Below are 14,053 nucleotides of genomic sequence, written 5' to 3' on the forward strand. Positions count from 1 at the left end.
GAGATCAAAAATCAGGGATGTCTATTCTGATGCGACAGTCAACAAGATTATTCCGGACAGCAGTGCGCCTTCGCGGGGACGACGTGCTTCTGCTGACTAAAAAAATGACAAGCGTGCAGGTCGATTCAGCTGAACGTCAATCCCGCCAGCGCAAACCCTTTTAGAAACTCCGCTGCCGCCAGGCGCTTGCCGCCCGGTTTCTGCAGCTCGATCAGGCGCAGCGCGCCAGCCCCGCACGCCACCACGATCCCGTCCGCATCGGCCTGCAGCACCTGGCCCGGCGCGCCGCTGCCGTCCACGGCCTCGGCATACCAGATCTTCACCGCTACGCCATCGACCAGGCCGTTCGCACCGGGAAACGGATTGAAGGCGCGGATCTTGCGCGCCAGCGTATCGGCCGGTAGTGCGAAATCGAGCTTCGCTTCTTCTTTCGTGATCTTGGCCGCGTACGTGACGCCGGCTTCAGGCTGCGGCGTGGCCACCAGCTCGCCCGCGGCCATCTTGCGCAGCGCCTCGACGATCATGCGCGCGCCCAGCGCCGCCACCTTGTCGTGCAGGGTGCCGGTGGTGTCGGTGCCTTCGATCGGCAAGCCTTCCATCAGCAGCATCGGGCCGGTATCCAGGCCTTCTTCCATTTCCATGATGGTCACGCCAGCGTCAACGTCGCCCGCTTCGATCGCGCGGTGGATCGGCGCGGCGCCGCGCCAGCGTGGCAGGAGCGAGCCGTGGATATTGATGCAGGGGCGGATCTCGAGCGTGCTGCGCGGCAGGATCAGGCCGTAGGCCGCCACCACCATCACGTCGTAATTGAGCGCCAGCAACTGGGCGTGCGCCGCGCGTGCCTGCTCGGCGCGCTCGGGATCCTTGCTGTCGGTGCGCAGAGACAGCGGCTGTGCGACCGGCATCCCGTGCGCCAGCGCATATTGCTTGACGCTGGACGCCTGCAATTGCATCCCGCGCCCGGCCGGGCGGTCGGGCTGGGTCAGCACCAGGGGGACGGCGAAACCGGCTTCGTGGATCGCGCGCAGGGCGACGGCGGCAAACTCCGGTGTGCCGGCGAAGACGACCTTCATCAGCGCCGCGCGCCGCGTTGGGCCGCTTCGCGCGCCAGGCCGCGTTCTTCCTTCTGCAGCTTGGCCTTGATGCGGTTGCGCTTGAGTGGCGACAGGTATTCGACGAATACCTTGCCCTTGAGGTGATCCATCTCGTGCTGGATGCACACGGCCAGCAGGCCATCGGCCTCGACCGTGAATTCGTTGCCGTCGATATCGAAGGCGCGCACCTTGACGCGGGCCGGCCGCTCGACGCCGTCGTACACGCCCGGCACCGACAGGCAGCCTTCGTCGTACACCAGGCGCTCGTCGCTCGACCAGGTGATTTCAGGATTGATGAAGACCATTAGGTCGTCCTGCGCTTCGGTCACGTCGATCGTGACGACCTGTTCGTGCACGTCTACCTGGCTCGCGGCCAGGCCGACGCCGGGCGCCTCGTACATGGTTTCCGCCATGTCGGCCACCAGGGTGCGCAGGCGCTCGGTGCCGAATTCGGTCACGGGCGTAGCGACCTTGTGCAGGCGTGGGTCGGGATAGCGGAGGATGTCGAGTAGGGCCATGATCAGTTCGGGTTTCGAGAGGGTAATTGTCGGTTGACGGGGGCTGGGGCGCGGCAAATTCAATAACAAATGCGCCACACGCCCCGCAGGACAAACGCCGGTTTGTCTTGCTAGTTCAGGCAATTGTGTGCAGAATTTGATTCTATACAGCAACCCTTCCGTGGGCGGGGAGCGGTACGTCGTGATGTCTCTGGCGCCGCGACCGGGCGCAATGTGCGCGCGGCCTGCAATTGTATTCGGATTTACGCAGGATTTGATGCAGTCGTTGCTTCAATGCTGCCTTAATGCTGTCTCAACGCCGGACTTAACGGACGTCTTCAATGAAAAATTTTAGCACAGTCATGGCCCATGCTGCAGCGGTGGCCTTGCTGGCATGCGCCGCCAGCGGCGCCGCCGTGGCCCAGACCAACGCCGCCGGCCCGTCGGCTGCCTGCGCGTTCCGCCCCGATGCCCCCGACAAGCATGTCGTGGTCAAGCGCGATACCTTGTGGGACATTTCTGGCAAGTTCTTGCGCAACCCATGGTGCTGGCCTCAGGTCTGGGGCATGAATCGTGATGAAATCCGCAACCCGCACTGGATCTACCCGGGTCAGGTGATCTGGTTCGACCGCGCCCGTGGCCGCCTGTCACTCGACCGGCCGGGCGACGGCGATGGCCGTGGCCAGCCGCCGCTGACCCGCCTGTCGCCGCAGGTGCGCAGCGAAGGCACGGACCAGGGGGCGGTGCCTTCGATCCCCGCCAGCGCCATCGAACCGTACCTGACCCAGCCGCTGGTGGTCGAATCCGACGAACTGGCCGGCGCGCCGCGCATTGTCGCTTCGCAGGAAGGCCGCGTGTATCTCGGCATGGGCGATCGCGTGTATGTGCACGGCGCGCTCACGGGCGACACGGTGTACCAGGTGTTCCGGCCCGGCACCGTGCTGCGCGACCCGCAGACCGGCAAGGTGATGGCGCATGAAGCCGCGTTCCTGGGCAGCGTCAAGCTGGTGACCGCTGCTGCGCCGGGCGTCGACGCGCACACCTTCCAGGTTGTCGACACGGTGCGCGAGATGGGCGTGGGCGACCTGCTGGTGCCGCAGCCGCCGACGCCCGTGCGTAACTACGTGCCGCATGCCCCGTTGCAACCGATCGATGCGCGCGTGATGTCGATCTACGCCGGCGTGACCTACGCCGGACAGAGCCAGGTGGTCACTGTCAACCGGGGCGCGGTTGACGGACTCGATGTCGGCGCCGTGCTGCAGCTCTATCATGTCGGGAAGACTGTGGCCGACCCGGCAAGCCGGGGTTTCCTCGGCATGAGGCGTGCCCAGTTGAAAATGCCAGACGAGCAAAACGGCAACCTGTTCATCTTCCGCGTATTCAAGAACGTCTCGTACGGCTTGATCATGACGGTGACAGCACCGGTGCAAGTCGGCGACGTGGTCAAATCACCGGAGTAAGCCCACCGTGCAAGACACGGCCCCCCAACCTACGCCCGAGCAGCGCGCCAGCTTGATCACCGACTGGCTGCGTCTGGATCAGGCCGCCGGGGTGGGGTGCCGCAGCGCACACGCGCTGCTGGCCGTGTTCGGCACGCCCGGCGCCATCCTGCGTGCCGGGCCGGCTGCCCTGAACAGCCACGTTACCCCCACCCAGGCACGCGCCCTCTGCGCTCCCGTCACGCCTGAGCTGGCCACCCTCATCGCGGCCACGCTGGCCTGGCTGGCCGAGCCCGGCCACCATCTCGTTACTTTCCACGATCCGCACTATCCGTCGGCGCTGGCCGAGATTGCCGATCCGCCGCTGCTCCTGTATGTCAGCGGCCGCATCGACTTGCTGGCGCAGCCGCTCGTCGCGGTTGTCGGCAGCCGTAATGCCAGCGTGCAGGGCAGGGTGGACGCCGAGTCGTTCGCCGCCGCGCTGTCCGGCGCGGGGCTGTGCGTGGTGTCGGGGCTGGCGCTGGGAATCGACACGGCGGCGCACGAAGGCGCACTGCGCGGCGCCGGCTCGACGATCGCCGTCGTTGGCACCGGCCTGGACCGCGTTTATCCGGCGCGCAACCGGGCGCTGGCGCACCGCATCGCCGGGCACGGCTGCATCGTCAGCGAATATGCGCTGGGCACGCCGCCGCTGGCCGCCAACTTCCCGCGCCGCAACCGCATCATCAGCGGCCTGGCCGCCGGCGTGCTGGTGGTCGAGGCGGCGGCGCAGTCGGGCTCGCTGATCACGGCGCAGATGGCGGCCGAGCAGGGCCGCGAAGTGTTCGCCTTGCCCGGCTCCATTCATTCGGCGCTCACCAAGGGCTGCCACCGCCTGATCCGCGAAGGCGCGCAACTGGTCGAGACGGTTGACGATGTGCTGGCGGCAATGCGCGTATCGCCGCTGGCACGGTTGACGCACGTCGCCGATGCCGCGCCGCACGAAGATACCGCTCTGCTGGGCGCTCTCGGCCACGAACCGGTCGCGCTCGACGAGCTGCTGGCCCGCTTGACGATCGACGCCGGTGCGCTCGGCGCACGCCTGCTCGACCTGGAACTGGCGGGGTTCGTGACACAGCTTCCAGGTGGCCGGGTGCAGCGTATCTGGCGCTGATCACGCGGTTTCATGCCACATTTGTTGCCGAATATGACAGCAAGGTTGTGCTTGCTGACACGCATTATGCGAATTGTATGTGCTTGTTTTTAATCGTTTTTAGTAAGCTGATTGATCGGACAAGGCTTGGATACAACGCTTTTTCTGCAGGGCGGCATCAGTGGCGCGCTCTACTTGTGCCGCGCGAAGTTTAGCTGCTACAGTAGCGTCACTATGTTCGACATCCTTGTCTACCTCTACGAGACGTACTACCGTCCCGATGCCTGCCCCGAGCCGGCAGCCCTGGCGCGCAAGCTCTCCGCCGTCGGTTTCGATGACATCGAAATCACGGAGGCGCTCGACTGGCTGGGCGGCCTGACCGACGCACCGCTGCCCGAAACGATCGACGCCTCCACCGGTACCCGTTACTACGTGGACGAAGAATATATCGAGCTCGGCAGCGCAGCGATCGGGTTCATCGCCTTCCTTGAAAGCGCCAAGGTGCTTGGCCCGATCCAGCGCGAAATCGTCATCGAGCGCGCACTGGCGTGCGACGAGTCGCCGATCGCACTGAGCAAACTCAAGATCATCGTCTTGATGGTGCTGTGGAGCCAGGGCAAGGAGCCGGACGCGCTGATGTTCGACGATCTGTTCAGCGATGACGATGAGCAAGAGCCGCGCCTATTGCACTGACAATGGTGCCAAGGCAAGATGGATTGAACGGGGCTGCGGCCCCGTTTTGTATTTCTGGCTTGCCCGCGTCGATGCACCACGCCGAGGCACGGCCCCTTGCCGGATGCGCGCGAACGCGCTTATCATTGGCCGCTTCATTGCAGGCTGTTACAAAACTGGCATGATGGCCGGAATTTCACCGGCTCCCGCCTGAGCATGTATGATGCGCAAGCCACACACTATATAGATAGCACGACGAGAAACACTATGACCAAATCCCTCATCATCGCCGAGAAGCCGTCGGTCGCGAACGACATCGCCAAGACGCTGGGCGGCTTCACCAAGCACGATGAGTATTTCGAATCGGACGAATTCGTGCTCTCGTCGGCCGTTGGCCACCTGCTCGAGATCGCCGTGCCCGAAGAGCACGACGTCAAGCGAGGCAAGTGGAGCTTCACCCACCTGCCGATGATCCCGCCATACTTCGCGCTCAATCCCATTGCCAAGACCGAATCGCGCCTGAAGGTGTTGAATCGTTTGATCAAGCGCAAAGATGTCACTACCCTCATCAACGCATGTGACGCCGGGCGCGAGGGTGAACTGATCTTCCGCCTGATCGCGCAGAATGCGAAGGCCAAGCAACCGGTGAAACGCCTGTGGCTGCAGTCGATGACGGCCGGCGCGATCCGCGACGGTTTCGCCAACCTGCGCAGCGACGAAGAAATGCTGCCGCTGGCCGATGCCGCGCGCTGCCGCTCCGAGGCCGACTGGCTGATCGGTATCAATGGCACCCGCGCCATGACCGCCTTCAACTCGAAAGAGGGCGGCTTCTACCTCACCACCGTGGGCCGCGTGCAGACGCCGACCCTGTCGATCGTGGTCGAGCGTGAAGAAAAGATCAAGAAATTCGTCGCCCGCGACTACTGGGAAGTGCGCGCCGAGTTCGTGTGCGCCGCCGGCATCTACGAAGGCCGCTGGCTTGACCAGAAGTTCAAGAAAGACGAGAACGACCCTGAAAAACGCGCCGAGCGCCTGTGGAGCAAGACCGCGGCCGACTCGATCGCCGCCGCCTGCCGCGGCAAGCAGGGCAATGTTACCGAAGAAGCCAAGCCGACCACGTCGATGGCGCCGGCGCTGTTCGACCTGACGTCGCTGCAGCGCGAAGCCAACGGCCGCTTCGGTTTCTCGGCCAAGAACACGCTGGGCCTGGCCCAGGCGCTGTATGAAAAGCACAAGGTGCTGACCTACCCGCGTACCGATTCGCGCCACTTGCCTGAAGACTATATCGCCACGGTCAAGGAAACGCTGGTCGCGCTGGCCGAAACCAATAACTACAATCAGTTCGCCAAGCAGATCACCAAGGGCGGCTGGGTCAAGCCGAACAAGCGCATTTTTGATAACACCAAGATTTCGGATCACTTCGCGATCATTCCGACCGGTGTGGTCCCGAAGAACCTGTCCGAGCCAGAACAGAAGTTGTACGACCTGGTGACGCGCCGCTTCCTGGCCGTGTTCTTCCCCGCCGCCGAATTCCTGGTCACGACGCGCTTTACCGAAGTCTCGGGCCACCAGTTCAAGACCGAAGGCAAGGTCATGACCAACCCCGGTTGGCTGGCCGTGTATGGCAAGGACCTGGGCGACGACAAGGATGGCGCCAACCTGGTGCCGGTGGCCAAGGGCGAGAAAGTCCTGACCGAAAAAATCACCGCCAACGGCCTGGTCACCAAGCCGCCGGCGCGCTACAACGAAGCTACGCTGCTGTCGGCGATGGAAGGCGCGGGCAAGCTGATCGACTCGGACGAGCTGCGCGATGCGATGGCCGGCAAGGGCCTGGGCACGCCAGCCACGCGCGCGGCGATCATCGAGGGTCTGCTGACCGAGAAATACCTGCTGCGCGAAGGCCGCGAGCTGATGCCGACCGCGAAAGCATCGCAATTGATGACCTTGCTGCGCGGCCTTGGCGTCAATGAACTGACCGCGCCCGAGCTGACCGGCGAATGGGAATTCAAGCTGTCGCAGATGGAAAAGGGCAAGATCTCGCGCGAAGAATTCATGCGCGAAATTGCCCAGATGACCCAGATCATCGTCAAGCGCGCCAAGGAATACAGCAACGACACGATCCCGGGCGACTACGCTACCTTGACCACGCCGTGCCCGAACTGCGCGAACGTGGTCAAGGAAAACTATCGCCGCTTCGCCTGCACCAAGTGCGAATTCTCGATGAGCAAGACGCCGGGCAGCCGCCAGTTCGAGATCAGCGAAGTCGAAGAGCTGCTTGAAAGACGCACGATCGGTCCGCTGCAAGGCTTCCGCTCGAAAATGGGCCGTCCGTTTGCCGCCATCCTGCGCATCGTGCGCGATGAAGAGATCAAGAACTTCAAGCTCGAGTTCGATTTCGGCCAGGACGACGAGGGCGCGGACGGCGAAGGCGTGGACTTCACTGGCCAGACGCCGGTCGGCCCGTGCCCGAAGTGCACCGGCGGCGTGTTCGAAATGCCGTTGGCCTATGTTTGCGAACACAGTGTCGCGAAGCCGAAGACATGCGACTTCCGCAGCGGCCGCATCATCCTGCAGCAAGAGATCCTGCCTGAGCAGATGAGTAAATTGCTCAATGAAGGCAAGACCGACCTGCTGCCGGGCTTTGTTTCGCAGCGTACGCGGCGCGCCTTCAAGGCGTTCCTGGTGCGCGGCAAGGACAACAAGATCAGCTTCGAGTTCGAAGAGCGCAAGGCCAAGCCGGGCGCCAAGGTCAAGGCGGCAGCAAGCGATGGCGCCGAGGGTGCGGAGGCCGTGGCCGACGGCGCGGCAGCCCCCGTGAAAGCAGCGCGCAAGGCGGCAGCCAAGCCGGCAGCCAAAAAAGCACCGGCGGCGAAGAAGGCAGCAGCCAAAAAGCCGGCGGCCAAAAAGGCGCCAGCGAAGAAAGCGGCGGCGAAATAAGTCGCCCACCGGCGTAAAAAAACCGCGGCATGCCGCGGTTTTTCTTTTTCAAATACGACGAACGCTTCAGTCCTGCCATTCCTTCAGTGCCTGGATGGCTGCTTCGCCGTTGTGAATGGCCTGCACGCGCCGCACGACTTCATTGCGCCACGCTTCATCGGCGTCCTGATCGGGACTATCGATATCGTGCAGCAGCAATTGCAACACTTGCTGTTTCTCCGTTGCGTTCAGCATCTGGATTTTTTCGGTAATTTCCGTAACCAGGTTTGTCATGACGCTTCCTCCCCCAAATTTTGATTCGATCATAGCGCGAGATCTACTGCTTGTCGACTGCACACAGATTGTCCCTCGGCTTGCGATCGATCAGCTTGTTATCGGGATCGATGCCGGCGCGTGCCGGAATACCGTCGACCACGAGCGTGATCTGCTGCCCGGCCTGGCTGACGAGGCGCCGTTCGCGCACCAGGGGCTTACCGTTGCTGTCATCCACGCCGAACTCGATGAAGTCGCGCAGCACCATCGGCTGTTCTTCGCCCTGGTCGGTGGCGCGCATCTTGCCGGCGCTGGCGCGGATCGTCACCTCGTACTTGCCGTCCGCGCGCCGGCGCGCGGTGGCGCTCTCGGCCCGGTTCTCGTACAGCACGATCGATTCGAACAGGTCGTCGACCAGGTAGGCCATCGCCGGCGGCGTGACCGCGCGCAGGCCGTCGACCAGGCTCGCCGCGGTGGGATAGGGCGGGCCCTGGTGGCCGTAGCGCTCGAGCAGCCCGCGCAGCACGCCATTGACGACATCTTCGCCCAGCATGTCCTGCATCAGGTACAGCGCCAGCGCGCCTTTCTGTTGATGAATATAGCGCTGCTGTTCGTTGTGGGCCAGAGGGAGCTCCTTGCGCTGCTCGTTCGCGCGGCCCATCAGGTAGTCGTCGAGGTTATAGCGCAGGAAGCGGCGCATCTTGTCCCGGCCGTAGGTGCGCTGCATGACCATCAGCGCCATGTACTCGGACAAGCCTTCGTTCAGCACCGACGCCCCGGGGGTATTGGCGCCGGCGAGCTGATGGCCCCACCACTGGTGCGCGGTCTCGTGCGCGCTCTGGTAGAACGGCGAGTCGAGATCCTTGGGCGAAGCCGGATCGATGCGTGCAATGAAGCCGGCATTTTCCGAGAACGGGATTGCGCCGGCGAAGGCCGGGGTCGCGCGGCTATAGCTCGGGAACTCGACGATGCGTAGCTCGCGCAGCGGATAGCGGCCGAAGTTGCGCGCGCCGTAGTCCAGCCCCGCCTGGGCGCCGCGCACCATGCGCTCTATGTTCGCCTCGTGGCCCGGATGGTAATACACGTCGATCGTCACGTCCTGCCAGCGTTCGTGGCGCACCTCGTAGCGCGCCGACTGGAAGGCATAGCTGTTGATCATGGGGCGGTCCATCTTGTAGCGGAAGTGACGCCGACCGCCCTCGCTCCATTCGCGCACCAGCGTACCCGGCGCCACCGCGATCTGATCCAGGCTGGTGCTGACCGTGGTCTCGAAATCGATCCAGTCGGCGTCCACGCCCAGCGCATGGCTGGCGCGCGCCACCGTATCGTCGCCCGCGGCCATGCGCTCACGCGGCGCCAGGCCATGCCGGCTGCGATCGCGTTCGTCGCGCAATTCGATGGACGGCTGGTAGCCGATGCGCGGCATGACGTCGTTGGTAAAGAAGGTGCCGTTGCCGACCACCGGCGTCTCGCTGCCCAGGCCAAGCAGGCCGCGCGGGGCGTAGTCGAGCGTGAAGTCAACGGCCATGCGCGCGCCGGGCGCCATTGGCGTGGCCAGGCGATAGCGATAGAAGCCGCGCTGCGGGTCGCTCGCCGCCAGCGTGGCTGGTTGGGTGAAAGCCATGCTCAGGCGCGCGCCGGGCTGCTGGTACAGCACCACGTCCGACAGCGGCACGCCGCTGCGGTTCTCGAGCCGGTAACTGCCCTTGACGTGCAGTGCGCGCGCTTCGGGATGGATGGCGGTGTCGAGTTTGACGCCCGTGATGCGCGGCTGCGGCAGGGCGGCGTAGCGGTGGTAGCGTTGTTCGTATTCGGCGCGCAGCAGTTCGGCCTGGCGCGCGCTCTGGTAGCCGCCCTGCGCCATTTCCCAGGCCAGGAACGCACCGCTGCCCGCAAAGACAAGCGCGCCGATGCCGATCATGGCCAGCACCGGCAGGCTCAGGCTGCGCCGCGCCAGATACAGGCGCTCGCGCCAGCCGCTGTCGACCCCGCGCGGCCACAGCACGCGCGCCGCGCCCAGCAGCATCAGGGCGGCGCCGCTCCAGTACAGCAGGTAGAAGCGCTCGCGCAGCAGGTAGTGGCCGAAGCCGTTCATCGCCGAATAGCTCAGGTCGGGCCAGACCGCGTACAGCACCAGCGGGTGATTCAGGCCCGCGCCGTTGAACACGAGCGCGGCCAGCACCCAGCCGACCATGACGAAATTGGCCAGGTATTTATGGTTGACGATGACTTGCACGGCAATCGCCAGGATCGCGATCAGTGCGAAGTTGGGCAGCATGATGGCGAACAGGGCGTGCAGGTACAGGCCGGGTTCGAGCTGGAAGTACCCCTTGAACAGCTGGATCAGCATCGCCGTGACCATCGCGACGGCCAGCAGGCATGCCTGCAGGCCGACCAGCGCCAGCGTCTTGCTCGCCAGCGGCAGCCAGCTTGGCACGGGCAGCGCGTCGAGCATCTGGTTGATGCGCATCTCGCGCTCGCGCCAGATCAGTTCACCGGCATGGACGATCGTCGTGACAATCAGGAACAGGCCCATCACTTCGCGGATCAGCGCCAGCATCATGTGGGTCACAGGGTAGACGCCTGTGCCATGCATCGATCCCAGGTCGAGCGCGCTGGCCACGAGCGCCAGCACGCCGGCCGTAGCCAGGGCCAGGAAGTACACGTTGCGCGTCGATTCGCGCAGCTCGCCCCAGCTCGATTTGATGAGTAGCGCGGCCAGACTGCGGGCCGCGAAATCGGGCGCCGTGCTGGTCTCGCGCGCAGTTTGCGACAGATTTTGCGACAGATTTTGTGACAGTGCGAGGGGCGCGGCGGATGGCAGCTCGGGAGCACCCTTGCGCCGTGCACGCGCCTGGGCCTCGGTATCGCCGACGGCCTGGAAGCGCCAGTAGCCGACCAGCAGCACCAGCAGCGCGAAGCCGGCCCAAACCAGCCGGTTAACCAGATACACGTCGGTCAGTTCGATCAGGCGCACGTTGCGCTCGGCCAGCGGCCAGTATTCGGTCAGGCGGATCAGGGCCGTGGTGCCGAACGGGTCGATCAGCGCGGCAAGCGTCTTGAAATCGAGATCGCGCGCGAGCGACGGCGCCACGGTATACCCGATCGTCATGATCACGCTGGCCACGTACACCGGCAGCATGCGCCGGGTGAGGGCCGCCAGCACGAAGAAGATCGCGCCGAAGATGAACAGGTTGGGCAGGAGCGTAAACAGATACGGCGAGAGCCAGGCCGCCAACGGCGCGCCGCCCAGGCGAGCGGGCGCAATCCCGGGCAGGAAGGTGCCGAGCCACAGGCCCAGCACGATGCCGGCGAAGATCACCGCCAGCGTGGCGTACGCACCCAGGAAGCGGCCGAACACGTAATCGAGCTTGCGCAGGGGCGCACTGAAGAAGAAGTGGTGCATCTCGTGCTCGAAGTCCTGCTGCACCGCGCGGCCCATGACGGCGGCGGCGACGATGACCCCGACGCTGCCGAGCATCGCGGCGGCCAGCGCGATCTGGCGCGGCCCGTCGATGGCGATCCGGGTGCCGAAGGTGATCGACAGTTCGCGAAACGCGCCGCCCGACGCCCCCATCCACAGCATGCCGAGGGCCAGAAAGCCGACGAAATAGACCCAGGTCGACAGCAGCCGCAGGCGCTGGCTGGCCTCGAACCGGGCGATGACGAGCAGCGCGCGCACGGTCAGCAATTCCCGGCGGCGGGATTGTGACGGCCGGCGATGGTGGCGAAGTACACGTCGTCCAGGCTGGCGCGGGCCGGCTCGAAGCCTTCGCCCGGGTCATCCTCGGCATACACGTGGATCAGCGTGCGGCCGCTGAGCAGGCGGCTCGAGATCACGCTGTGACGCGCCTGGAACGCCGGCAGTTCGGCCTTGGTGACGAACCTCGCCCAGATGAAGTCTTCGATGCCGTAGATGAGCTCTTGCGGCTCGCCGCACAGCAGCACCTGGCCTTTGTTGATGATCGCCATATTGGCGCACAGGTCGGCCACGTCCGACACGATATGGGTCGAGAGCAGCACGGTGCGCTCTTCGCCGATATCGGACAGCAGATTATGAAAGCGCACCCGCTCCTGCGGATCGAGGCCCGCGGTGGGTTCGTCGACGATGATCAGGCGCGGGTCGCCCAGCAAGGCTTGCGCGATGCCGAAGCGCTGGCGCATGCCGCCCGAGAAGGTGCCCAGGCGCTGCGCGCGCACGTCCCACAGATTGGTTTGCTGCAGCAGGCCGTCGACGACTTCGCGCCGGCGCGCCCGGTGCGACAGGCCCTTGAGCTGCGCGAAGTGGTCGAGCAGGTCGTAGGCCGTGACCTTCGGGTACACGCCGAAATCCTGCGGCAGGTAGCCGAGCATGCGGCGCACCGCGTCTTTTTCGTCCAGCACGTCGATATCGTCCAGGAACACCGAACCGGCGTCGCATTCCTGCAGGGTGGCCAGGATTCGCATCAAGGTCGATTTGCCCGCGCCGTTCGGACCGAGCAACCCGAACATCCCGGCCGGGATCGTCAGGGTGACACGGTCGAGCGCGACCACGCCGTTGGCGTAGGTCTTGGACAAATTGCGAATCTTTAATTGCATGACAACTCCTGGCTGTGGCGCGCATTTACGCAGCGCATCACTCTTCTTACACACTGGCATTGTATTCAATCGTCACAGCCGGGACGGGCGCAGTGCGATGCACGGACCAAAGCGGGCCCCAGACTGCATTATCCGGTGACAGGGTGCGCTCCGGGTTTCTTTCTATAAATTTGTTGTCAGGCGCACCGGGCGTGCGGCCCCTGCCGGCTCAAAGTATGGATAATGGGAGTATGGACGCCGCTACCCAAGACAAACTCTTGACCCTGATGCGCGAAGGGCGCAGCCGGGCCGAATCGACCGACTGGTTCCGCGTCGGCCTGGGCCTGGTGTACCTGGCCGGCCTGATGACCAAGGAAGAAATCGACTTCAAGACGGTCGACCGCGAATTCAACCGCTTCGTCTATCACACGCTGGGCAACGGTCACACGATCACCAGCGTGCTGCAATTCATGAGCGGCGAGAAGGTCATGCCCACGGTGGAATCGAGCCGCTTCCTGGCGGCGTTTTCCCAGTACTGTCCCGGCGTGCCGCTGGTGTCGGTGCCGTATCTGCTGGAGCTCAATCTGGGCGTGGCCAAGAACATCTCGGGCATCGAGCCCGACGGGCCGCTGGTCGAGTGGATCGCGCGCACGAAGGCCCGTAATGAAGGCCCGTAATGAAGGCCTATAATGAAGGCCTCAGTGACTAGACCATCGAGCATTCCATGACCGCGAACCGTTTCATCAGCCCCCTGGACCACCTGATCGTCGGCGTCGACAAGGCTTTGCGCGTCGTCGGCGGCGTGACCGCCATGTCGCGCCCGAACCCGGGCACGCACGCCATCGACAGCGACCTGTCCGACGCCGAGCGCCGCCACAGCGCGGGCCTGATGCGCGTGAACCACGTCGGCGAAGTGTGCGCCCAGGCGCTGTACGATGCGCAGGCCAGTTTTGCCCACACGCCGCAACTGCGCGCGCAGTTCGAGGAAGCCGGGCAAGAAGAAGAAGACCACCTGGCCTGGTGCGCGCAGCGCTTGAGCGAACTCGGTTCGCAACCGAGCGTGCTCAATCCGCTGTGGTATGCCGGCGCGTACGCGATGGGCGCCGTGGCGGCCAGGATCGGCGATCCGGTCAGCCTGGGCTTCGTGGTGGAGACCGAACGCCAGGTCGAAGCGCACCTCAACAGCCATCTCGAACTGCTGCCGCAGCAGGACGCCAAATCGCGCGCCATCGTCGACCAGATGCGCATCGACGAGATCGCGCACGCCGAAGCGGCGCAGGCGATGGGCGCCGCCGTGTTGCCGGCGCCCGTCAAGATCGCAATGCGGGCGATGGCCAAGGTGATGACCACCGCTGCTTACCGGATATAACATTACTCTAAGACCGTCGTTCCCGCGAAGGCGGGAACCCAAGTTTGCATGCTTACCACTTACGTGAGGCGTCAATGGCGGCGCATCCGACTTGGGTTCCCACC

Annotated in this window: 11 protein-coding genes; 6 read left to right on the plus strand and 5 right to left on the minus strand. The window is 64.5% G+C overall.

Annotation, left to right across the window (positions count from 1 at the left end):
• Positions 1-125 precede the first annotated feature (125 nt).
• Together fmt and def are read right to left on the minus strand one after the other, a co-directional pair.
• A complete protein-coding gene (gene fmt / locus AB2N08_RS09630; RefSeq protein ID WP_367610421.1) occupies positions 126-1,073 on the minus strand; it encodes a methionyl-tRNA formyltransferase in 948 nt (315 codons plus the stop codon).
• The gene (gene def, locus AB2N08_RS09635) at positions 1,073-1,612 is read right to left on the minus strand and encodes a peptide deformylase (RefSeq protein WP_367610422.1); all 540 of its coding nucleotides are present in this window, start codon (positions 1,610-1,612) and stop codon (positions 1,073-1,075) included. The genes fmt and def overlap by 1 nt, the downstream gene beginning before the upstream one ends.
• A gap of 320 nt (positions 1,613-1,932) precedes the next feature.
• On the opposite strand from def, the gene AB2N08_RS09640 reads away from it, so the two are divergent.
• The 4 genes from AB2N08_RS09640 to AB2N08_RS09655 all read left to right on the plus strand — a co-directional run bounded on the left by AB2N08_RS09640 (position 1,933) and on the right by AB2N08_RS09655 (position 7,771).
• The gene (locus AB2N08_RS09640; RefSeq protein WP_441907232.1) at positions 1,933-3,051 is read left to right on the plus strand and encodes a LysM peptidoglycan-binding domain-containing protein; all 1,119 of its coding nucleotides are present in this window, start codon (positions 1,933-1,935) and stop codon (positions 3,049-3,051) included.
• A gap of 7 nt (positions 3,052-3,058) precedes the next feature.
• Positions 3,059-4,183 carry a DNA-processing protein DprA gene (gene dprA, locus AB2N08_RS09645; RefSeq protein ID WP_367610424.1) on the plus strand — a complete coding sequence of 375 codons (1,125 nt, stop codon included), beginning with the start codon at positions 3,059-3,061 and terminating at the stop codon, positions 4,181-4,183.
• 213 nt (positions 4,184-4,396) lie between these two features.
• Entirely contained in the window at positions 4,397-4,855 is a 459-nt protein-coding gene (locus AB2N08_RS09650; RefSeq protein ID WP_183556726.1) for a DUF494 family protein, read from the plus strand.
• A 246-nt stretch (positions 4,856-5,101) separates the two neighbouring features.
• The gene (locus tag AB2N08_RS09655; protein WP_367610425.1) at positions 5,102-7,771 is read left to right on the plus strand and encodes a DNA topoisomerase III; all 2,670 of its coding nucleotides are present in this window, start codon (positions 5,102-5,104) and stop codon (positions 7,769-7,771) included.
• A 66-nt stretch (positions 7,772-7,837) separates the two neighbouring features.
• Here the strand turns inward: AB2N08_RS09655 and AB2N08_RS09660 are convergent, their stop codons facing one another.
• Genes AB2N08_RS09660 through AB2N08_RS09670 form a run of 3 tightly spaced genes read right to left on the minus strand, consistent with a single transcriptional unit; the run spans position 7,838 to position 12,601 of the window.
• On the minus strand, positions 7,838-8,044 hold the full coding sequence (locus AB2N08_RS09660) for an addiction module protein (RefSeq protein WP_367610426.1): 207 nt from the start codon (positions 8,042-8,044) through the stop codon (positions 7,838-7,840).
• A 43-nt stretch (positions 8,045-8,087) separates the two neighbouring features.
• A complete protein-coding gene (locus AB2N08_RS09665) occupies positions 8,088-11,705 on the minus strand; it encodes an ABC transporter permease/M1 family aminopeptidase (RefSeq protein ID WP_367610427.1) in 3,618 nt (1,205 codons plus the stop codon).
• A gap of 2 nt (positions 11,706-11,707) precedes the next feature.
• Entirely contained in the window at positions 11,708-12,601 is an 894-nt protein-coding gene (locus AB2N08_RS09670) for an ABC transporter ATP-binding protein (RefSeq protein WP_367610428.1), read from the minus strand.
• Between the two features lie 230 nt (positions 12,602-12,831).
• Here AB2N08_RS09670 and AB2N08_RS09675 point away from each other — a divergent pair, with 230 nt between their 5' ends.
• Both AB2N08_RS09675 and coq7 read left to right on the plus strand, forming a co-directional pair.
• Positions 12,832-13,257, plus strand: coding sequence for a hypothetical protein (locus tag AB2N08_RS09675; RefSeq protein WP_367610429.1), 426 nt, complete (start codon positions 12,832-12,834; stop codon positions 13,255-13,257).
• 47 nt (positions 13,258-13,304) lie between these two features.
• Entirely contained in the window at positions 13,305-13,949 is a 645-nt protein-coding gene (gene coq7, locus AB2N08_RS09680; RefSeq protein WP_367610430.1) for a 2-polyprenyl-3-methyl-6-methoxy-1,4-benzoquinone monooxygenase, read from the plus strand.
• The last annotated feature ends 104 nt before the right edge of the window (positions 13,950-14,053 follow it).

It is taken from the genome of Massilia aurea, from assembly GCF_040790145.1.
Classification (GTDB): domain Bacteria; phylum Pseudomonadota; class Gammaproteobacteria; order Burkholderiales; family Burkholderiaceae_D; genus Telluria; species Telluria aurea_C.